Genomic DNA, 19,779 nt, shown 5'->3' with positions numbered 1-19,779 from the left:
CAGACCATCGAGTACCTGCTCCGCTATCAGTGGGGCGAGGACCTCGTGAAGAAGCTGGCAGCCGCAGTTAAGTAAATAGTAAGGCCCTCGGTGTTCGATTTGGACACCGAGGGCCTGTTCGTATTAATTATTTATCTTCTTGTGTGAAGTTAATATACGGAAGATTGTAAGCGGGGAAACCAGAAGAGTTAGTGATGTTTGCGATGATGGGACGCGCATACGTCAGGAGTAGTGCAGGTGCATTTTGCTGCAAAAGGCTATCAAGCTGTTCGGAAGAATAGAAATCTTCATCCCATTTGAAATTGGCAGCCATTACCATTGATACATAAAACGGCAAATCTTTTGATTCAGAACCAACTTGGATATGGAGGGATACATCGGCGACAGGGGAAGTACCAGAACGTTTTTCGTTGCTTTCAATGCTGATGGGAACGTCTAAGACACTATTGGGAGCATCTATTTTGAAATCACTGTTTTCATGATAATGGAGTTCCACAAGATGTGGATTAGAAAATTGAAAATTACTCTTTTTCATAATTGACCTCAAATATTACGCTGCATAAGCCTGATTGGATGAAACGTTGTTTGTTTCCGTTGAATTACTGTAATAGATCTCAGATGCTTCATGAGATTGGATATTAGAATACGGAAGAGAACTGGAAAAGTTCATTGCAATATGAAACGATCCGGTTGCTTCGGGAGATACTATATCATTCGAAGAAGATACAGCATTATCATAATACGCCATGTCATATGATGAATTAAGATATGTTTGATTAGCTGCTTTATGTTTTAATTCTTCGATACTAGTTCCGAGTTGGGCGAAAAACGTATCGCAATCCATCGAGGCAAGATATTGCTCGATGTTATCGAATGCGGTGCCAAGCTTTCTCAGTTTCATAATAATCACCTTTAAGTTTGTGCAATATTAGTAATTAAAGATTCATCACGGAGACATAGAATTGTACTATTGGGGTATAAAGAAGAAGGATAGCCAATAGAACGATAAAAGTTAATGTTAACTTCAGAAATAACAGCGGACAGAGGAGGGGTCTCATGTGTGCAAATATAGTTGATTGCAAAACAATCAAGTTCCATTCTACCCAGCATATTGGGAGCCAAAAGAATACTGTGATCAGCTGCGCGTTTTTTGGCTTCTTTGAAAAGTCGTAGCCGAATTTTTTCAAAGTATTCACGATGACCGAGATCGCGCAGATCCAATATAGTATCTGCGTCAATGGAGATTGTTGCTTTTAGGACGGCAGGATTTTCAGCTCTCCGAATATATTTTGCCCACTTAAATGCATGATTATATGCAGTGCGTGGATCATCATCTAAGAAAAAATATATGCCATGCCCAGCCCACTCTTTGTCGGATTCACTTGCCCAAAAGTGGTGTTCTGATAGAATGGATTGCGCGGCGGATAGGTGAGTGCCGTGATAGCAAGTATAGGTTTCCATATATGTGTTCCTTAATTATATGTACGCTATTTATACATCTACATAATACTATTATAGTATTCAAATGTCAACGAAAATTTCTTGACTTTATAATCGTAGAGTGATATACTAAATAAGCTGTTGCGATAAAACCATATATAAATGATAATTTAATATGGAATGACATTTTGGTTAATTAAAAATATAAACGGTATATATTGAGTAAAAACTGCTTTCTTTTTGAAAGCAGTTTTTGTGTTGATAGATAAAATGGATGAAGTGCGTGTGTATATATGTAATGTAGGAAACGTGTAGGAAATCAAGAAAGATGAATCGCAAAAAATGACGCTATATCTAACGAAATCGGCATTTTCCATAACCGCTTGACGTGCGGAAGGTCAGCGGTTCGAACCCGTTAATGTCCACCACCAAGCCACTCATTTTGAGTGGCTTTTTCTTTTGTCTGCACAAAAGCAGCTGAGACCCCACATCTCAGCTGCTTCTATTTTCGTCCCACATTTTGCTTTTACTCTCTGTGCTGCTGCTATCCTTCGGCAGCTGCCTTTTATTGCTCGGTCTCGCGGATATATTTGAAAACCGAGTGCTCCAGATAAAATTGCACGTCACCTTCTGTCAGCTCATACGGCTTGTGGCCGTCAATGCACAGCCAGTATCGTCCGTCCGCACTTTGCTTGAGATAGGCATTCTCGTCGTCAAAATAGACGGTCGAGCTGCTGTCAGGCTCGGCCGGCGGCTCGAATGCCGGCTGCGGCAGCACCGCATACGACAGTGCCAGCAGAACGGCAAAGCTGCCGATGAGTACGGCACTTGCGGTTCGGTCGTTCGGCTGCTCCGCGCAGGCGAGCACGGCGGTGAACCGCTCCCGCATGGCCTTGTCCGCCTCGGCGCGAAACAGGGCCGTGGACGGCTGCGGCACCGGCTGCTGTGTGCAGCCTTGCTTCATCGCGGAGAGGATGGCGCGCAGATAGGCTGTGCGTTCCTGCGCATTCAGCGTCTGGGCAATCGCACGGTCACACTTAAGCTCGAGCGTCTGTTCCAAATCCTTCTGCAGCAGGTATACGACCGGATTCCACCAGAAAATGATGCAGTACAGCGTTACGAGCAGCTTGACAGCCGTATCATGGTTGAGAAAATGCGTGTACTCGTGCAGCAGAATGTAATGCAGCTCGGCATCTGTGTACATCTTGTCCGGCAGAATGATATATCGGCGCAGCACACCTACGCCAAAGGCGGATTCGATATTCGCGGCTATATGTCCGCGAACTTTGATGGTGCGGCCGGTCTGCCGCTGGATCTCGCTCAGCAGGAAAGCCGTGCGGCTGTCCCATGGCCTGGCTTGCCGCGCAGCGCGGATGGCTTTGCGATACTGCAGCGCGTAACGAATCAGCAGAAAAACTGTGCCGAGCAGCCAGATTGCACACAAAAGCAGTCCGACCGGCAGGTGCGTGACCGAATCGGGCTTGCGCGCCAGAAAGCTGTAGATGCGCGGATACACGACGCTGTCGCTCACAATCACTGTGTGCGGAAACTCGAGCGGCAGCAGCAGGCGCGCGGCGCAGAACAGGTACAGCAGCACCATGGTCAGCACGCCGAAATGCGGCCGGAAGCGTGTGCGCCGCACAAGATAGATTACAATAATCAACAAACTGCTCCACAAAAGTGCAGATATAAAGGAAAACAGGGTTATTTGCATATTATTTCTCTTCTTTGTTCTGCAGCGCAGCTTCGTACTGATCGACCATTTTTTCCAGCTCGGCAATCAGCTTTTCTTCCTGCTCGGATTCGTTTGATTTGGCAGGTTTTTTGAACAGCGCCACGGCGATTCGGGCAAACAGTGCCTGATTCACGCCTTGCTCCTCGAGCATGTTTGCCAGAAATTCGTCCTTGGTGTAGCAGGGGACGAACTGCCGCGACTGATAGCGTCCGTTCTGCAGCAGACCGCTGACCTGCACCATGCCTTTTTTGACAAGCTGACCGAGCAGTTTGTCGATATAATTGGTGTTCCAGCGGGCTTCCGTAACTTTTTCGGCAAGCTGCAGCGTTGTGAGCGGACGGTTTTCCCGCCATAAGGTGTCCATCAGAATTTCCTCGGAGTTGGACAGCTTGAAGCGCTTCATTGACCTCACCTCTGTTTGGATAATCACCTGTAAGGTGTTTATTATAAGATAAGAATAACCACCTTTAAGGTGGTTGTCAATATCTTGATGGAAATTTGTAGGAATATCTAAAACAGGACATGATAAATTGTGAGAAGTGACAACATATTTTCTGGTGACAGGGGGAGAGGCACACCTTTCGGTGTGCCTCATTTCATTTTCCGCAGATATTCTTTTTGCAGGCGCTGACGGGGTACCACGCACATCCGCGACAAATATCCTCCAGCATGGCCGGGGTCATTTGTGCGTCGATTGCACGGATCAGGTCCTGATAAACGTACTCGCCCTCGTGCAAACCAAAGTATTCGACCGTCTTTCGGTCAAAGTGGGAGACCTTTTCCTGTGCTTCGCACAGGTCGTCAGCGGTATGGTGCGGGCAGTGCGCGCACAGAGAATCCGAACCAAAGACAAGCCGGATTCGGGTTCCCGGTACATTTCGCAGAGAATGCACAATCGCACTCATATTTTGCACAAATTCTGTGCTATAGCCTCTGCCGGAGTAGCCTTGTGTGCAAAGCAGATGATGCGGGCGCAGCCGGATCATGCCTTTAGCCCCGGGATGCGCTTGCGAACGAGAAAGCCGATCACGGTTGCAAGAACAGCCTTGATGACAGCGGTCGGGATGAACGGCAGCACGCATGCGGTCACGCCTGCGGCGATCGAGCTGTTCATGAGTACGCAGAACATCACCGTGCCGACAACATAGTTGACAATCGTGCCGACGATCAGCGCGATGACATATGCGCCGCGGAATGCATGACGGTGATCGGCGCCCCAGCCGATGATAAACGCCATCAGCGGGAAGGAGATCAGAAAACCGCCGGTAGGACCGATAAACTTGTCAAAACCGCCGGAAAAGTTCGCAAGCACCGGTACACCGACGGCACCGAGCAGCAGATAAATTACGCTTGAAACCGTGCTCAGCTTGGCGCCGAGTACGACAGCCGCCAGCGTAATCGCAAACGTCTGCATGGTCATGGGTACGCCGCCGGGCATCGGAATGGAAATCTGCGCCATGATCGCGATGACCGCCGCGAACAGTCCGGAATAGCAGATATCGCGCACGGAAAACGCGCTGCGCTGTGCGGACTTGCTGGAAATGTCACTCATTGGGAGTTCCTCCTCGTTGTTTTGCTTATTGCATTAAACCACAGATTTACTGCAATGTCAACTAGTTTCGTAAAAATGGTTTACGGTATGCGCAAAAAAGAAACAGCCGTTCCGTGCATTTGCACAGAACGGCTGTTTGCTCAACTCGCAGAGCGCTCCCAGCGGGCGAAAATGCGGTGGAGGATCAGGCAGAACAGCAGCGCGAACGCCACGCCGAACATATTCTGCGCGACACGCAGACCGACCGCGCTTTTGAGTCCGTACGCGCTGGTTGCAATAGCGAGCGCACCGAACGTGTTGAACACAGCCTGCCAGCCGTATTTCGCGGAAAAACCGACACCGATGCCGCCAATCACGCCGATATAGGCGTAAATCGAGGACGGAAGCAGAAAATACAACACTAAAAAGCAGCAAACACCTGCGATATTTCCGATGATACGCCAGCGAACGCGGTAGCGCATATCGTCCATCGCGGGAAGGATTGCGCTCATGGCGGCAATGCCCGCCCACATCGCACGCGGCATGCCGCTCAGCTCTGCAAGGAAAAGCACGAGCGGAACGCAGATGATCTGGCAAAGCTGCCATTTGGAGCGCGGATGGCGCAGATCGAAAGCAGGAAGGATGTCTCCTGCACAGAGCTCATAGGCATTGCCGCGATGGTTGCCGTAGAATACCGCGCAGACCAGAAGCGCACCGACAGCAAGTCCAAACAGGCGCATTTGATAGGCGTGCCCGCTCACATCGTAACCATACAGCAGCAGATAGCCGAGCACGAGTGTGGACTGATTGAACATTCTCGGCTCGTGGCAGCCGAACAGAATGAGCAGGGCAATCGCAGCAGCATTGATGAACAATCCGCCGACCGGGCCGGCCAGATTGGCTGCATGCGGTCCGACGGCCATAATGCCGAAAAATCCGGCGAGCAGCAGTGTGGACTGCCCTGTGCGAATGCACAGATGTGCGCTGCGGAATACGAGCAGATACAGCAGCACGACTACGCCGACAATGCTGTTGTCCGCGCCGAAGCCCAGACTGTAAAGTGAAACGAAAACAAAGCAGAATGCGACGGTTATCGCAATTTTGGTCAAGTATACGGCAATATGGTACAGCTTTTCGCGCTGTGACGCACTCTCACGGATGATTTTCTTTGAGCCTGCCTGATTGACCTGTAATTCCTGATAAAATGTCATGAAATTCCTTTCCAATCGGTGAAAATGAGTAACTATATAACTGTATCACCATCGAGAAAGAATTTCAACTGTTTTTTTCAAAATCGAACAACAGGCCGGATATACTTCCAGAAACGCACACAATCGTGCATAAAATAGAACACACGACCGGGTGCGGTATCCAGACAGCAGCCGGCGGCCGCTCGGCTCGTTCACGAACGCCATCTGCTGCTCGGCTTCGGGGACAAGCTGCCGCAGAAGCGCGCTGACCGTTTCTAAATCCGCTCCGGGAATGCGAGCCTGCTTTTATAAAATCCCAGTAACCGATGCTCTCGTAGTTGCGAATGTGTGCGAAACCTGCGATTGCGAACAGTCAAGCAGCCGGGCTAAATACGCGAGTGTCAGCGTTTCGCCCTCACGCGCACGGATACAGCGGTCAATCTCGGCGATCAGCCGCAGAACATTGTCGTGCCAGTTTTGCATGAAAATCACTCCTTGTCCCTACATGATACAGGGAAATGAGCTGTGCCGCTTGATCTGATCTGCAAAAAAAAGAAAAACCGACGTAAAAACGCCGGTTTTCGATCTTATCCGTTCTTCTTGATGGCATTGATGAGTCGCTCGGCCTGTGGAGCGCCGTGCTTCTTGGCTTGCTCGGCCCAGTAGAGCGCCTCGTGCGCGTCATGCGGTGTGCCTTCGCCGCGTGCGTACAGGATGGCGGTGTTCATCATGCACGCTGCGTTGCCGCCCTGAGCAGCCTTGAGAAAATACTGGAAGGCGAAGGTCGCATCCTGCGGAACGCCGGTACCGGTGCTGTACAGCCATGCCAGACGGCCCATCGCCAGCACGTTGCCGCGGTTTGCGGCAATCTGGTACCAGCGGACAGCCTCGTCCATGTCCTTTTCCAAGCCGCGGTCGCCCGTCTCGATCAGGCTGGCGATCAGTGCTGCAGCCTCCGGATGACCGTATTCAGCGGCCTTGCGGTACCAGGTGAGCGCGGTCTGCTGATTCTTTTTCACGCCAACGCCCTTGTCATGGTAGCACGCCAGATTGAACATAGCAACCGGATCGTTTTGCTCAGCCGCCTTTTTTGTCCATTCAAAGGCATTTTCGGCATTCTTTTCCACGCCCTGTCCGCGCTCATACAGCGAGCCGAGCGCACGCTGCGCCGGTGCGCAGCCGTCCTCTGCAAGAGCCAGCCACTGACCGGCCGCTTCAGCGAAATTGCCTGCCTTATATGCGTCCAGAGCCTGATTGAACGCCTGTTCCATGCTCTGCTGATTTTCCTTGTTCGCTTCCATTGTTTACTCCTCCAGACAGTACCGCCTCCGAAATATGCGGTATGCAGATACCTTATTTTATCACACCGCACGTCGAAAGTCTACGAAAAAGCGAAAGAAATAGCATGGCACAACCGTATCTTGACAAAAATGTGAAATGTGTGCGAATGGACTTGCGCTTTGCGCTAAAAAAACGTAAACTGGAAATAGGATTTCTTAATTATTCACCAGGGTATAGATTGTAAAACAACGGCCTCTATCAGATAAAAGGAGAATGTCAAATGGGACTCATCAAAGCAGCAGCAGGCGCGGGCGGCGGTGTGCTGGCTGACCAGTGGAAGGAATATTTTTACTGTGATGCGATAAACGCGGACGTGCTCGCGGTCAAGGGCCGCAAAAAGGTCACCAAGCGGTCGAGCAACACCAAGGGTGACGAAGATATCATCACAAGCGGCTCGGTCATCGCGGTGGCGGACGGACAGGCGATGATGATCGTCGATCAGGGCAAGGTCGTGGAAGCCGCGTTCGAGCCGGGCGAGTTCGTCTACGATTCGTCCGCCGAGCCGACTATTTTCGCCGGTTCGTTCGGTGACAGCGTGTGCAAAATGTTCGCCAACATGGCCAAGCGCTTCACGTTCGGCGGAGAAGCGCCGCGCACGCAGCGCGTCTACTATTTCAACACCAAGGAGCTGACCGGCAACAAGTACGGAACCGCGTCTCCGGTGCCGTTCCGCGTGCTCGATGAGCGGGCGGGAATCGACATGGACATTGGTCTGCGGTGCTTCGGCGAGTACAGCTACAAGATTGTCAATCCCATGCTGTTCTATACCAACGTGTGCGGCAACATGGCAGAGGAATACCGGCGGGAAAATCTGGACAGCCAGCTCAAAAGCGAGCTGCTGACTGCGCTGCAGCCCGCCTTTGCACGCATTGGTGCAAATGGTGTGCGCTACTCGGCGCTGCCCGCGCATACGATGGAAATTGCAGACGCACTCAACGAACAGCTTTCGTCCAAGTGGCGTGAGCTGCGCGGCATCGAGATCGTGTCGTTCGGCGTCAACTCGGTCAAGGCAGACGAGGAGGACGAAAAGACCATCAAGGAAATGCAGCGCGAGGCCGCCTACCGCGACCCGACCCGTGCGGCAGGCTCGCTCGTGCACGCGCAGGCCGAGGCGATGAAGTCTGCGGCAGCGAATGCGAACGCCGGTCCGGCGATGGCGTTCATGGGTATGAATATGGCCGGTCAGGCAGGCGGCGCCAGCGTGCAGAATCTGTACGCAATGGGTCAGCAGCAGGCCCGGCAGGCGCAGGCGGCGGGCGAGTGGACGTGCTCGTGCGGACAGACCGGCAACACCGGAAAATTCTGCATGGGCTGCGGCAGGCCCAAACCCGAGCAGAACAGCTGGAAATGCGTTTGCGGTACGGTCAATACCGGAAAATTCTGTTCTGAGTGCGGAAAACCCCGACCGGAGAATACGGCATGGACGTGCTCGTGCGGTGCGGTCAATCAGGGAAAGTTCTGCTCGGAGTGCGGAAAAGCAAGAAATTAGTAATTAGGAATGAGGAATTAGTAATGAAACGTAGGGGCGCACATTGTGCGCCCGAAATCAAACGGTATGCAGATGGTTTACACGGGCGGCCGCTGACCGCCCCCCTGCGGAACACGTTCACCATAAAATAATTACTAATTACTAACTACTAATTCCTGATTCTCCAAAGGAGGATAGAAATGTCAGACAAAGCAACAAACTACCAATGCCCGTCCTGCACGGGACCGCTGCACTACGACGGCGCCGCGGGACGGCTGCAATGCGACTACTGCGGCTCGTCATTTGACCCGGCAGAGATCGAAAAACTGTACGCCGAAAAGGAACAGCAGACCGCTTCTCAGCCGGAGACGGGGAGCGACACCGGCGAATGGCAGTCCTCCGCAGATGAGGACTGGGGCGCGGACGCGGACAAGATGCGCGTATACAGCTGTCCGTCCTGCGGTGCGCAGTTGATCTGCGAGGAGACCACGGCGGCGACCTCGTGCCCGTACTGCGGCAACCCGACCGTCATTCCCGAGCAGTTCAGCGGCATTCTCAAGCCGGACTACATACTGCCGTTCAAGCTGAGCAAGGAGGACGCGGTTTCCGCGCTCAAGCAGCATTACAAGGGAAAGCTGCTGCTGCCCAAGCTGTTCCGCGATAATAACCATATCGAGGAGCTGCGCGGCATTTATGTGCCGTTCTGGCTGTTCGACGGTGAAGCCGAAGGCAGCGCGAATTACATGGCAACGACCACGCGCGTGTTCCGTCACGGAGACACGGAAATCACCGAGACCAGCTTTTACGAGGTGCAGCGCGCGGGTACGCTGCCGTTCAGCCGTGTTCCGGTGGATGCATCGCGCAAGATGCCGGATGATTATATGGATTCCATCGAGCCGTTTGATTATGCCGGCCTGAAGCCGTTCTCGACCGCCTATCTGCCCGGATTTTTCGCGGATAAGTTCGATGTTTCCATCGAGGAGAGCAGCAGCCGTGCGGACAAGCGCTGTCGGCAGTCGCTGTCGGATGCGCTGCAGGGAACCGCGCGAAATGGCCGTCCGTATACCTCGGTCACGCCGACCGGCGAGGATATTCACCTCAAACGCACCGGCGTGCATTACGCGCTGCTGCCGGTCTGGATGCTGAATACCCGCTGGAACGGCAAGAATTACATGTTTGCGATGAACGGTCAGACTGGACGCATGGTCGGTGACCTGCCGGTGGACAGAAAGCGGTTCTGGGGTCTGTTTGCCGCCGTTGCCGCGCCCATGACTGCGGTGCTGACGGCGCTGCTGTATTTTCTGTAAGGAGGCGGCGTAGATGAAAAACAAGAGAAAACTGCGCCTGGCTGCGCTCTTAGCCGTGCTTTTGCTGCTGTTTCCGGCCTTTGCGGTTGAGGACGATATAACGGATGAGAGCGACACCTCGACCACCCAGACGGAGGAAACTGACCAGACCGCACCGCTCGGCGGCACGGATTCGATTGACCCGTCGGCAGACAAGCCGCGCGTGTTCGACTATGAAGAGGTGCTGACGCAGGTCCAGATTGACACGCTCGAGGAAAAGACCAGGGCGATCGCGGAGAAGTATGGCATCGGTGTCGGCATCATCACGATTGACGACTACACGCCGTACGGCGATGACGCTTATGATGCGGCGGAGCAGCTCTACAACGAGCTTGATCTGGGTGCGAGCGAGGACGGCGACGGCGTGGCGCTGCTCATCAGTCTGGATGACCGCGATTTTGCGACCTATGTGCATGGCGCGAAAGCCGAGGAGATTTTCAGCGATGCGGTCCTGCAGAATTTGGAGCCGTATTTCCTGGATAATTTCGGAAACGATGACTGGTACGGCGGCTTATCGGACTTCGTTTCCGGCTGTGAGTGGTATCTGCAGCATGTAGCCGAAGGCGGCGAAGCCGGTGTGCCGGTGCATAATGAGGTCGAGATTTCGGACAGTACGCAGGAAGACACAGCGGACGATTCGTTTTCGCTCGGCGGTGCATTCGGTCTGTCGCTGCTCATTTCGTGCGTGGCGGCGCTGATCGTGTGCATGGTGTTCCGCTCGCAGATGAAATCCGTGCGTACGCAGACGACGGCAAATCAGTATGTGGGAAACGGCGGCCTCAATCTGACGCTCAGCCGCGATATTTACCGTTATACCTCGCAGAAGCGGCGGCAGATTCCGCGGAATGACAATAATAACAACCCGACCGGCGGCGGTCACGGCGGAGCCGGATTTTCCGGCAGCGTCAGCCATACCAGCAGCGGCGGACATGGGAGAAGCGGTAAATTCTGAATGAAGAATGGAAAATGGAGAATGAACATAGCTGCATTTTCCGTAAACAAAAAGCAAAAGACAGCCGACAGGCTGTCTTTTTTTATGCAAAAAACGGAGATAATTCCGCAATTTTCGCAATCGTTTTGGATTCCTCCGGGAAGTCCTTCTGCAGCCTTGCGGCACACCGTCTGCAGAAATCCTCATACAACTTGGGATTCTCCCGCATTTGCTGCTTAAAGCCCCAGATATGGGTAAAATATCCGTTCTGCGCACCGCCGAACAGCGCAGGCAGGTCGCTGAGAGCAGCTGCGCGTGCGTGCTTTTTCTCGGCGCACATGGCAAGCAGCCGCTGTTCAGCGAACACCATGTAAGTGAGTGCGTCATCGGCATCCGGTGAGCAGCGCATGAACCGAATGGCGGTGTCCGTGTAGTACCGTCGGAATTCGTCATTGCCGAAATAGGCGAGCGCGGTATTGAACGGCTGCACCGTCCAGTCAAATGAATCAAGCGGGAAGCCTTCGGTTTTGGCGAATGCCGTTTGATCCGGATAGATGGACGGCATAATGTCCTCGCGGTGGATGGCTGCGGCGTCCGGTCCGTCGAGCAGATTACTGATGGATTTCCAGCAGATGAAATCTGTATCAAGCATCACGCACGGCGACGGCACAGCGGAGAGCGCGTACAGCTTGCCGGCCGCCCAGAAGGCTGTGGCGTTTATGTCCTCGGGCATGGTGTCCAACAGGGGATACACGCCGTCATCCCACAAAAAACAAAGCCCGAGCGATTCATAATAACGCTTGGAAGGTGTGTCGCAGATCATGCGGATCGAACCGTTTTCCCTGCGCCACTCGAGCGCGGAAAGCGCGGTCGTGAGCAGTTCAAACGGCTCGATTCGGTATTCCATATGGGGATTGCGGACGAAAAACGGCTTTGTCCAGTTGGAGTGGAACGCCTGCATCAGATCAGCTCCAATCCGTAGCCGCCGACCGGGCACGAGCCGGAACCGAACCGGAACGAACCCGATCCGGAACCGGAATAACTGGTGCGGTAAGAGGTGGTGTACGAGGTCACATACGAGCCGGAGCCTGAGCCGCACGGCACGCAAACGGTCTGTATAACGGTAGTTTCGCCGGATGCGGAGACAGCGGTTTCCTCACCTGCTGTCGAGGGGACAGCGCCGCCCATGATGGGCACCGGCGGGCGTTCGTCATCGGCCGGATACCAGCCCTCCGGGTAGGGGTCCACCGCGAAAACAGGTGCCGGTGCGGCAGACTGTGCCGGCTCGCTTGCTTCGGGTGCGGTCTCGTGAGAGGGTGCTTCTTCGTTTTTTGGCTGGCAATGCCGCGCATAGCTCGCTTCGTCGAACACAACGCCGTCGATCTCGCGGTATTTTTCCGGATTCATTGCCACAATACCGTTCGGCTTGGACATAACACCACACACCTCTCATTCACTAATTATAATTATATATGAAGGGAGCGTAATCCGCAACCGCAAACAAGCAAAATTTTGGCTTTACAATCCGCAGACGGTTTTCGTATAATAGTAGGGAGAAAACAGATACGGTGTTCCGGTCGGTTTATTATGCTGTACCATGTAAAATATTGTAGGGGCGCGCATTGCGCGTCCGTTTTATCCGGTTAGCACAATATCAATTCTGCGGATTGGATTAAACAACTACCGTAAGGCACCCGCCCTACGGTAAAAGTTAGATAAATGTCATTTGTATATAGAATGGGAGAAATTATGGATTTTTTATCGTTAGAGCAGTCGGTTTGGCGCCGGTTGCAGGAAGAAACGCGCCCAATCGCGCTGTACGGCATGGGCGACGGCGCGGACAAAATACTTGCGCAGTTCGAGCGGCTGGGCATTCGTGCGTCTGCGGTGTTCGCGAGTGATGAATTTGCCCGCGGCAACCTGTTCCACGGGTTCTGCGTGCGCAAGCTGTCGGACACGGTGGCGGAGCTTGGCGAGGATATTGTAATCGTGATTGCGTTCGCCAGCCAGAGAGCCGAGGTGCTGCAGCTGATGTATGCGCTCGAGGACAAATACGATGTGGTGGCGCCGGACGTGCCGGTGGTCGAGGGACCGCTGTTCGATGAGGATTTCGTGCGCGCGCATCAGGACGAAATGCAGCGCGCGTATGATCTTCTGGCGGATGATTTGTCGCGTGAGGTTTTCCTCGATACGGTTCGCTTCAAGCTGTCCGGCAAAATGGAATACCTGCGTCACAGCGAATCCGACAAGGATGAGGTGTTTCATAATCTCCTGCGCCCGACTGCAGAGGAGCACTTCTCCGACCTCGGCGCATACAACGGCGACACCATCCGCGAGCTGCTGCACTACACGGACGGCAAGTTTGCGTCCGTTACCGCCCTCGAACCCGATCGCCGCAGCTTTCGCAAGCTGAATGAGTGGGCGAGTGCCAATATCACGGGCAATGTTACGCTCGTGCAGGCAGGCGCGTGGAACGAGGACACGGTCAAATGTTTCACCGATCAGGCAGGCCGCCAGTCCCGCGTAGCGGGGCAGGGCAAAGAGACGCAGATGCGTGCGCTCGACAGCGTGCTGTCCGGCCGCCCGTGCACCTATCTCAAAATGGACGTGGAGGGCGCAGAGCGCGAAGCCATCGCCGGTGCCGAGAAAACCATTCGGCAGTACGCGCCCAAGCTGAACATTGCTGCCTATCACCGCAGTGAGGATTTTTTCCAGCTACCGCTGCTCATCCATGCGCTGCAGCCGAGTTACCGGCTGTATCTGCGTCACCATCCTTATGTTCCGGCGTGGGATACGAATTTGTACGCAATATAAAAAACAGTGGAAATCCCGGTCGGGCCGTTGTATAATAAAGATAGATTACGGCAGGGTGTGACCTGCCGGAGAATTTATACATGAAGGAGATCATAACAATGGGCTGTTTTTACTGTGATGAGCACCATGAGGGCCGCGAAGCAATCATGTTTAAGGTTGGCGACATGAAGGCAGGTACCCTGTACCTGTTCAAGGATCAGGCACACAAGGGCCGCTGCGCACTGGCGCTTAAGAGCCATAAGAAGGAGCTGTGCGAGTGCGACGAGCAGGAGCGCAACGATTACTGTGCAGATCTGGCTGCTGCTTCTGGCGCTATTAAGAAGCTGTGGGGCTGCACCAAGATCAACCTCGGTTCGTTTGGCGACAGCAATCCGCACCTGCATTTCCACATCGTACCGAAGTACGAGGGCGGCTTTGAGTTCGGCGGCAGCTTTGCCATCACCAATCCGGAGCCGGTTATCCTGAAGGACGAGGAGTACAAGGAAATGATCGAGGCTCTCCAGAAGGAGCTTGGCCTTTAATCCTTTGGCTGCATAAGTCACAAACAGCATCGAACTTTACGGTTCGGTGCTGTTTTTTATACCTAAAGTTTAAGATTTGTTGTTTCAGGTATCGCGCGGCAGCGCGCATGAAATAACATTTGCTCTGCAAATGCTCGAAAAGGGGGAACATGTATCACCCTTTTTGAACTTCTGGAGGGAGAAAGTTTCTGTATAGGAACTTTCGGACGACTTTGGAACGGCCCACGGTCCGTTCCTGCTTGTCGGCGAAACTGTAGTTCTAATACGAAAAAAACAGAGCCTATTTTCTCCACGCATACTATTTTTTTGATTAAGAACCAAATTACCACTCAAAGACCGCACAATAAGAAATTTTTAACCATTCTAAAAACGATGCACTGCAAAATGCCCCAAATGTTAATGGTTCCATTATCGTCTGATAATGTTCATCTGGTGTTAACTGGTGTTAAATACTTTGGTACATTTTCTGGTGCAAACACCCTGCGGAAGATGGTTCAGTCAGCAACAACGAAGTCAATCACAAACGAACAAACCAAGACGGAAAGCCGTCCTTTGAAGTTACATTCAGAGGGCGGTTTTTGTTTACTCCGAAGTTAGGCTATTCAGCCTGTCACAGCACCCGACCGGCAAGCTGCGGCGTGCAGCGCGTAAGCCGCAAGCGAAGTCGGGCGTGGTGCTGTTGGGACGCGGTGCGGCCGCGTCCCTTGCCTTAAACCCCCTGTATCTAACAGGGGGGTGGAACTACAACATGAAACTACAAAAAACTAAGACCCCATGCCGGAAACCTCGTAATCAGCGATTCGGCAGTGTCCGAAACTTCCGGTTTAGGGTCTTTTATATAGAAAAGGAGCGATTTATTATGAACAGCACTATCAGTGAATATATTAAAACCTCGCGTCTGGAACTCGGTCTGACACAAGACGAACTCGCCCAGCGTGCCGGTATCAGTGTGCGCTACCTGTGCGATATTGAGAATGACCATGGTATTCCGTCAGATTGGGTATACGAAAGTTTGCAGCAGGCACTCTCCAATCACGAACAGAACCGCATGAAATGGGGCGCACAGCTTCGTAAGACGCGCCGCACTTACGGTGTCGAGCAGGAATGGTTCGCGCTTCAACTCGGCATGACAACAAAGCAGCTTCGCGCTCTGGAAACCGGCAAGACCGAATTGCCCTATCAGAAGCGTTTTGAAATCATGTCAGCGATCGAGCGATTCAATCCCGAAAATGAGCCGTTATCTATCATGTTTGACTATATGCGAATCCGATTCAAGACAACGGATGCGCGATATGTACTTGAAAAAATTCTACGGCTGAACATGAAATATGTAATCTCTGAGGACGGCGGCGTGTACGGCTATTCATACCGCTTTACGCACGGAAACATTCTTGTTCTGTCCTCGCCCGATGAAGAAAAGGGTGTGCTGCTGGAACTGCGCGGGCGCGGCTGCCGTGAGTTTGAGTGCTACCTGCGCGGACAGAAGCGGTCGTGGTATGAGTTTATGCGCGACTGTGCCGCCGAGGGCTGCGTATTCAAGCGTATTGACCTTGCAATCAACGACCATGCAGGACTGCTCCATGTGCCGACACTGTACCGCAAGCGCGTTACTGGCGAGTGCGTCACGCGGCTGCGGAATGTAGAATACTTCGCGTCCGGTCGGGAAAATTCGTGGGAAACCGACGAGGACTTAAAGATGGAGATGGGTCACACGCTCTATCTTGGCTCAAAGGATTCCGATGTGTACTTCTGTATCTATGAGAAAGCACAGGAGCAAAAGGCTAAGTTTGGAAAGTCGATTGAGGACGCAGACATTCTTAACCGCTTTGAACTGCGACTGACGAACAATGCTGCGGAAAATTCCGCAGACGTGCTAATGGACAGCGAGGACGCGGCAGGAACAGCGTTTTCCATCATCAACAATTATGTGCGCTTTATCGAGCCGCAAGCCGACAAGCGGCGTTATAACTGCCCTACGGACAAGCACTGGGAACAGTTCATGCAGGGCGAGGAACGCAAACTGAAACTGACAATGAAGCCGAAGCCGTTCGACTTGGAACGCACGGAAAACTGGATTAACAAGCAGGTCGCAAAGTCTATCAAAATGCTGCAGGAGATTGAGAAAATGAAAGGTCGGAATTTCGTACAGCAGCTTTTGGACGGCACGGTTCTGAGCGAAAAACATAGGAAGATTGTCGCGCAGGTGACGAGTGAACTGGAATAAAAGAATAGCCACCGGAGAATTATCTCCGGTGGCTATCTGAATCATTTTGTGTCTTTCACTGCTGATATTGCTCCAACAATTCTAAAATTTCACCAAATCCATATAATTCTGCGCCTTCTTTTGGAGTACGCTCCGCGGAACCATCATCATACACTGTGGTTTCATCCACAGCAGCACCGTGTTCCAAAAGCAGCTTGACCAGTGCAATGTTGCCGGTTTCAACAGCCATTGGTAAACATTTCCGTGCTGCGTTGACATCACAGCCGATGTCCAGCAAATATTGCACGGTTTCTATCTGTTCTGCCCAGCAGGCGTCCTGCAGGACGCTGGAATCTCCGTTCGTGTCGTCTGCACGGTAATCCGGATCATATCCGAGCGATACCCAATACCGAATAATTGCCGTTTGTCCGGTCCGTGCTGCGTTTTTCATCGCGTACCATGCCGTAGTATCGTTCACGGGATAGCCATGCTGGATTAGCATCTGCGTAATTTCAACATTGCCGTTTTCGGATGCACCGTCCATGATATTATCAAACACTTCCCAGATACTTACCGTCCCGGTAATGACCGGAGTACCACTGTCCAGTAAAAGTCGGCAAGCCTCCGTGCTGTTGTTTCGAATTGCGGTGCGCAATGCCGCATCACGGCTTTCGGTGTCCCATGCGCCCTGATCCAGCAAGAAGTTCATCACATCGGTATTGTTTTGCTTCGCTGCGATTTGCAGCAGTGTGTTGTCAGCGGCATCTATGGATTGGATGGTTCCAAACCCACTCATAAGTAGCAATTTGACAGTGCTGGCATCGCAGAAGGCAACGGCATAGCAAAGCGTTTGCAATTGCTCCTCTTCGGAAAGATCGGTTTTCGCTGCCAATTCCTGCACTTTCGTATTGTCACCGCGAATCGCAGCTTCAAAGATTGGCGTGAGAATTGTGCTCGTCTGTGATGGATCCAGTGAAGCAACTAATTTGTGAATCCGCTGATAATGTGTATATGCGCCTTCGAAATCCAGTGCATGAGATAGCACCACAGGTGTCACCTCTGCACCATAGGAAAGCAACAGGTTCATTGCCGCCATATCGTCATCCAGTTGGACGGCGTAATCTAACGCTGTCCAACCTTCTTTATTCTGCTGCGATACATCTGCGTCGTATCGTAAAAACAGTTCTGCATAATCAGAGGACGAATAATTCCCAGCCCCCGGCAAAAAACCGTACTGCTGCGGTTTATAACCAGACGCATACATCAGTAGAGTGTTGCCTTGACGGTCCGCATAATTTGCGTCACTTCCATTTTTCAACAACTGTTCCAGAAATAATGGGCGAGGAGTTGTTTGCCATACGCACAGGATTGGACTTGTAAACGATCCATTTACCCATATGCGGTTCATATTTGCCCCCTCTTTCGCTGCCTCCTGAATTGCATCATAATTGGGGTGAACAACCGCTGATACAAGTCGTTGCGTTGCCTGCATATTGTCTAGCACTTGTTCATAATCCGGACGACAACCGGTTAGCAAGAAAAGCATTCCCGAAAAGAACAGAAAATATCTCAAGTGTCTCATTTATTATATCCTCCCCAAGTGAATGACACTTTGGTATTTGTTAGTTGTGTAGTCATTTTATTGGAAAGTTTGCTATTTCGGGAACTCGGCTTAGGTTTAACCGTTCTCATAAATGCTTTCGCTACATCACGCGACGGGAAGGTAATGCTACCAACCATTGTTAAATCAAGGCAATTTACAATTTCTGTACTTGGTCTAAAACCTGTAATCCACCAATGTGTTGTCGCTGGGCGAATGAACAGCAGATTACGAGGATTATAACTACCTTTATATAGATCAAACTGCATAAGCATCATATCCGTATCTGCCACCGCACTATAGTGGTTAAGACGGTCGCATAGTAAAGATTTGAAATATCTTACATTATTATCGTTATAAATGGAAGAATAATCTACGGATAAAGTTGTATCTACTGCATTAGGAGAGCGATAATAAAGACCTATTTCGCCACCTATACCCATATTTAGGTAATTTCCCTTCCAGCCTTCAATGCGCCACTCTTTTATTACGCCAGACTTCGTAGGTGCAGTGAAAAAAGCTTCAAAACGAGTATAGTTACATACATTAAAAGCAATATCATATAGGTTATTGTATCCGGCATCTCTTTGCAGTGCGTTAACCTCTGCATACCACACCCCGTTTTTTGTATCCTTTTTGAACAGGGTATTAGGAAGAGGATCGACCCATATAGTTGGACGGTCTAATCCTAATGCTTGATATAGATACGCATCCGTTGTATAAAAATGGCCGCCGCTATTCCACATATATGCAGGATTGCACCATAAATAACTATACTTTCCATCAATCTGAACCACCAAATTATTCCTTTTTGAATCCCAACTGATGGTACCCTTACGACTTTCTACAAATTTTCTAATTTGAATTTCTTCTAAACCGTATGGATCAACTCGATTTGTTATACTATTCCCGCAATACGTATACCAATTATCGCCAGCTTTAGCTGGGTCTTCCTGCGTGAACCGGTGGTCGGCAGGGTCGTAGAAACGATTCTGCGCGAAATACAGGTCAAGCACTTCGTCCCAAGTGTAGCCGGTGAAATTGTTGGCGTTGTCGATACCGCTGAAATTCGTGTCCGTGTAGGTTTCGGTCAGCGGATTGCCCCACGGGTCATAGATCGTGTGCGAGATTACCTTGCCGTTTTCATCTACGGCAAACAGTGTGCTGCCAAGGTGGCTGGTGCGATACCACACCTTGCGTACATCGTTTGCAGCAAAGTCGCTTTGCAGGTTTTCGCCGCCCTCGCCGCGCTTCGTGCCGGCTGCATAGCCGTACTCTGCGGAGATTCGGGTGCTGTTCTCATCGTACACATAACGCTGTGTGAAGCTGCCGTCCTCTGTTATCAGTATATCACGGTTAGCCGTAGAAAGATAGTCCACAACATAGTTCTTTGTTACGGTTTCAAAGTTGCTCTGGAAGGTCGTGCCTACCTCGGTTTCCCATGTACGCTGCCAGAAAAAGCGTCCGTCCATCAAGAAATCCAGATAATCGGTGCCGTGCGAACCGTCCTTCAAGTCGGAGTTTGCATGACCGGCGTTCTTGTTGTCGCGCACCTGTACATTCTTAATGCGTGCATTGAGCGCATTGTAAGTGTAGGTACTGCTCTGGCCGTCTTCGATCTTGCCGGTTTTCAGCTTGTTCTGTGCCGTGTAGGTATAC

The 19,779-nt window shown here is 51.7% G+C and carries 20 protein-coding genes; 6 read left to right on the top strand and 14 right to left on the bottom strand.

The window, feature by feature from the left end; all coding sequences use genetic code 11:
• Window positions 1–127 precede the first annotated feature (127 nt).
• From DW806_RS14410 to DW806_RS14375, 10 genes are all read right to left on the bottom strand, one after another.
• Complete coding sequence (locus DW806_RS14410) at window positions 128–535, bottom strand: protein-export chaperone SecB (RefSeq protein ID WP_118730393.1); 408 nt, start codon at window positions 533–535, stop codon at window positions 128–130.
• Between the two features lie 15 nt (window positions 536–550).
• A complete protein-coding gene (locus DW806_RS15055) occupies window positions 551–901 on the bottom strand; it encodes a hypothetical protein (protein WP_147358116.1) in 351 nt (116 codons plus the stop codon).
• A gap of 11 nt (window positions 902–912) precedes the next feature.
• Entirely contained in the window at window positions 913–1,461 is a 549-nt protein-coding gene (locus DW806_RS15050) for a hypothetical protein (protein ID WP_147358115.1), read from the bottom strand.
• A 544-nt stretch (window positions 1,462–2,005) separates the two neighbouring features.
• On the bottom strand, window positions 2,006–3,103 hold the full coding sequence (locus DW806_RS14400; RefSeq protein ID WP_158578396.1) for a M56 family metallopeptidase: 1,098 nt from the start codon (window positions 3,101–3,103) through the stop codon (window positions 2,006–2,008).
• 52 nt (window positions 3,104–3,155) lie between these two features.
• The gene (locus DW806_RS15315; RefSeq protein ID WP_117490976.1) at window positions 3,156–3,578 is read right to left on the bottom strand and encodes a BlaI/MecI/CopY family transcriptional regulator; all 423 of its coding nucleotides are present in this window, start codon (window positions 3,576–3,578) and stop codon (window positions 3,156–3,158) included.
• A gap of 193 nt (window positions 3,579–3,771) precedes the next feature.
• Window positions 3,772–4,161, bottom strand: coding sequence for a DUF1284 domain-containing protein (locus DW806_RS14390; RefSeq protein ID WP_118730390.1), 390 nt, complete (start codon window positions 4,159–4,161; stop codon window positions 3,772–3,774).
• Complete coding sequence (locus DW806_RS14385; protein WP_118730389.1) at window positions 4,158–4,727, bottom strand: biotin transporter BioY; 570 nt, start codon at window positions 4,725–4,727, stop codon at window positions 4,158–4,160. The genes DW806_RS14390 and DW806_RS14385 overlap by 4 nt, the downstream gene beginning before the upstream one ends.
• A 140-nt stretch (window positions 4,728–4,867) precedes the next feature.
• Window positions 4,868–5,917: an FUSC family protein gene (locus DW806_RS14380; RefSeq protein WP_118730388.1), complete on the bottom strand. Its 1,050-nt coding sequence runs from the start codon at window positions 5,915–5,917 to the stop codon at window positions 4,868–4,870.
• Window positions 5,918–6,202: 285 nt separating this feature from the next.
• Window positions 6,203–6,379 (bottom strand): hypothetical protein, encoded by a 177-nt coding sequence (locus DW806_RS15310; protein ID WP_158578395.1) that lies wholly within the window; start codon window positions 6,377–6,379, stop codon window positions 6,203–6,205.
• Between the two features lie 104 nt (window positions 6,380–6,483).
• Window positions 6,484–7,197, bottom strand: a complete 714-nt coding sequence (locus DW806_RS14375; protein ID WP_118730387.1) for a tetratricopeptide repeat protein — start codon at window positions 7,195–7,197, stop codon at window positions 6,484–6,486.
• Between the two features lie 260 nt (window positions 7,198–7,457).
• On the opposite strand from DW806_RS14375, the gene DW806_RS14370 reads away from it, so the two are divergent.
• From DW806_RS14370 to DW806_RS14360, 3 genes are all read left to right on the top strand, one after another.
• Complete coding sequence (locus tag DW806_RS14370) at window positions 7,458–8,726, top strand: SPFH domain-containing protein (RefSeq protein WP_118730386.1); 1,269 nt, start codon at window positions 7,458–7,460, stop codon at window positions 8,724–8,726.
• 179 nt (window positions 8,727–8,905) lie between these two features.
• Window positions 8,906–10,012, top strand: coding sequence for a hypothetical protein (locus DW806_RS14365; RefSeq protein WP_118730385.1), 1,107 nt, complete (start codon window positions 8,906–8,908; stop codon window positions 10,010–10,012).
• A gap of 13 nt (window positions 10,013–10,025) precedes the next feature.
• Window positions 10,026–11,003, top strand: coding sequence for a TPM domain-containing protein (locus tag DW806_RS14360; RefSeq protein ID WP_118730384.1), 978 nt, complete (start codon window positions 10,026–10,028; stop codon window positions 11,001–11,003).
• Between the two features lie 82 nt (window positions 11,004–11,085).
• On the opposite strand, the gene DW806_RS14355 is transcribed toward DW806_RS14360, so the two are convergent.
• Window positions 11,086–11,943 (bottom strand): hypothetical protein, encoded by an 858-nt coding sequence (locus tag DW806_RS14355; protein ID WP_118730383.1) that lies wholly within the window; start codon window positions 11,941–11,943, stop codon window positions 11,086–11,088.
• Complete coding sequence (locus DW806_RS14350; protein ID WP_118730382.1) at window positions 11,943–12,416, bottom strand: hypothetical protein; 474 nt, start codon at window positions 12,414–12,416, stop codon at window positions 11,943–11,945. The genes DW806_RS14355 and DW806_RS14350 overlap by 1 nt, the downstream gene beginning before the upstream one ends.
• A gap of 315 nt (window positions 12,417–12,731) precedes the next feature.
• Here DW806_RS14350 and DW806_RS14345 point away from each other — a divergent pair, with 315 nt between their 5' ends.
• The 3 genes from DW806_RS14345 (at window position 12,732) to DW806_RS14335 (ending at window position 16,541) form a co-directional block, all read left to right on the top strand.
• Window positions 12,732–13,796, top strand: coding sequence for an FkbM family methyltransferase (locus DW806_RS14345; RefSeq protein ID WP_118730381.1), 1,065 nt, complete (start codon window positions 12,732–12,734; stop codon window positions 13,794–13,796).
• An 80-nt stretch (window positions 13,797–13,876) separates the two neighbouring features.
• Window positions 13,877–14,317 (top strand): HIT family protein, encoded by a 441-nt coding sequence (locus DW806_RS14340; protein ID WP_227108968.1) that lies wholly within the window; start codon window positions 13,877–13,879, stop codon window positions 14,315–14,317.
• A gap of 859 nt (window positions 14,318–15,176) precedes the next feature.
• Window positions 15,177–16,541, top strand: a complete 1,365-nt coding sequence (locus DW806_RS14335) for a replication initiation factor domain-containing protein (RefSeq protein WP_158578394.1) — start codon at window positions 15,177–15,179, stop codon at window positions 16,539–16,541.
• A 55-nt stretch (window positions 16,542–16,596) separates the two neighbouring features.
• On the opposite strand, the gene DW806_RS14330 is transcribed toward DW806_RS14335, so the two are convergent.
• Window positions 16,597–18,102, bottom strand: a complete 1,506-nt coding sequence (locus DW806_RS14330) for an ankyrin repeat domain-containing protein (protein WP_118730379.1) — start codon at window positions 18,100–18,102, stop codon at window positions 16,597–16,599.
• Window positions 18,099–19,779 (bottom strand): DUF4474 domain-containing protein (locus tag DW806_RS14325; protein ID WP_118730378.1); only part of this gene is annotated, 1,681 nt, incomplete at its 5' end. The genes DW806_RS14325 and DW806_RS14330, both read right to left, overlap by 4 nt.

The sequence above is a fragment of the Butyricicoccus sp. AM32-19 genome, assembly GCF_003480365.1.
GTDB classification, from domain to species: Bacteria; Bacillota; Clostridia; order Oscillospirales; family Butyricicoccaceae; genus Agathobaculum; species Agathobaculum butyriciproducens.
Note: the sequence above shows the minus strand (reverse complement) of the source record. Positions and strands in the feature narration are given on the sequence as shown.

Coding starts and splice junctions, on each gene's coding strand:
- DW806_RS14410 (WP_118730393.1), bottom strand. CDS start 535: ATGAAAAAGAGTAATTTTCAATTTTCTAATCCACATCTTGTGGAACTC.
- DW806_RS15055 (WP_147358116.1), bottom strand. CDS start 901: ATGAAACTGAGAAAGCTTGGCACCGCATTCGATAACATCGAGCAATAT.
- DW806_RS15050 (WP_147358115.1), bottom strand. CDS start 1,461: ATGGAAACCTATACTTGCTATCACGGCACTCACCTATCCGCCGCGCAA.
- DW806_RS15315 (WP_117490976.1), bottom strand. CDS start 3,578: ATGAAGCGCTTCAAGCTGTCCAACTCCGAGGAAATTCTGATGGACACC.
- DW806_RS14390 (WP_118730390.1), bottom strand. CDS start 4,161: ATGATCCGGCTGCGCCCGCATCATCTGCTTTGCACACAAGGCTACTCC.
- DW806_RS14385 (WP_118730389.1), bottom strand. CDS start 4,727: ATGAGTGACATTTCCAGCAAGTCCGCACAGCGCAGCGCGTTTTCCGTG.
- DW806_RS14380 (WP_118730388.1), bottom strand. CDS start 5,917: ATGACATTTTATCAGGAATTACAGGTCAATCAGGCAGGCTCAAAGAAA.
- DW806_RS15310 (WP_158578395.1), bottom strand. CDS start 6,379: ATGCAAAACTGGCACGACAATGTTCTGCGGCTGATCGCCGAGATTGAC.
- DW806_RS14375 (WP_118730387.1), bottom strand. CDS start 7,197: ATGGAAGCGAACAAGGAAAATCAGCAGAGCATGGAACAGGCGTTCAAT.
- DW806_RS14370 (WP_118730386.1), top strand. CDS start 7,458: ATGGGACTCATCAAAGCAGCAGCAGGCGCGGGCGGCGGTGTGCTGGCT.
- DW806_RS14365 (WP_118730385.1), top strand. CDS start 8,906: ATGTCAGACAAAGCAACAAACTACCAATGCCCGTCCTGCACGGGACCG.
- DW806_RS14360 (WP_118730384.1), top strand. CDS start 10,026: ATGAAAAACAAGAGAAAACTGCGCCTGGCTGCGCTCTTAGCCGTGCTT.
- DW806_RS14355 (WP_118730383.1), bottom strand. CDS start 11,943: ATGCAGGCGTTCCACTCCAACTGGACAAAGCCGTTTTTCGTCCGCAAT.
- DW806_RS14350 (WP_118730382.1), bottom strand. CDS start 12,416: ATGTCCAAGCCGAACGGTATTGTGGCAATGAATCCGGAAAAATACCGC.
- DW806_RS14345 (WP_118730381.1), top strand. CDS start 12,732: ATGGATTTTTTATCGTTAGAGCAGTCGGTTTGGCGCCGGTTGCAGGAA.
- DW806_RS14340 (WP_227108968.1), top strand. CDS start 13,877: ATGAAGGAGATCATAACAATGGGCTGTTTTTACTGTGATGAGCACCAT.
- DW806_RS14335 (WP_158578394.1), top strand. CDS start 15,177: ATGAACAGCACTATCAGTGAATATATTAAAACCTCGCGTCTGGAACTC.
- DW806_RS14330 (WP_118730379.1), bottom strand. CDS start 18,102: ATGAGACACTTGAGATATTTTCTGTTCTTTTCGGGAATGCTTTTCTTG.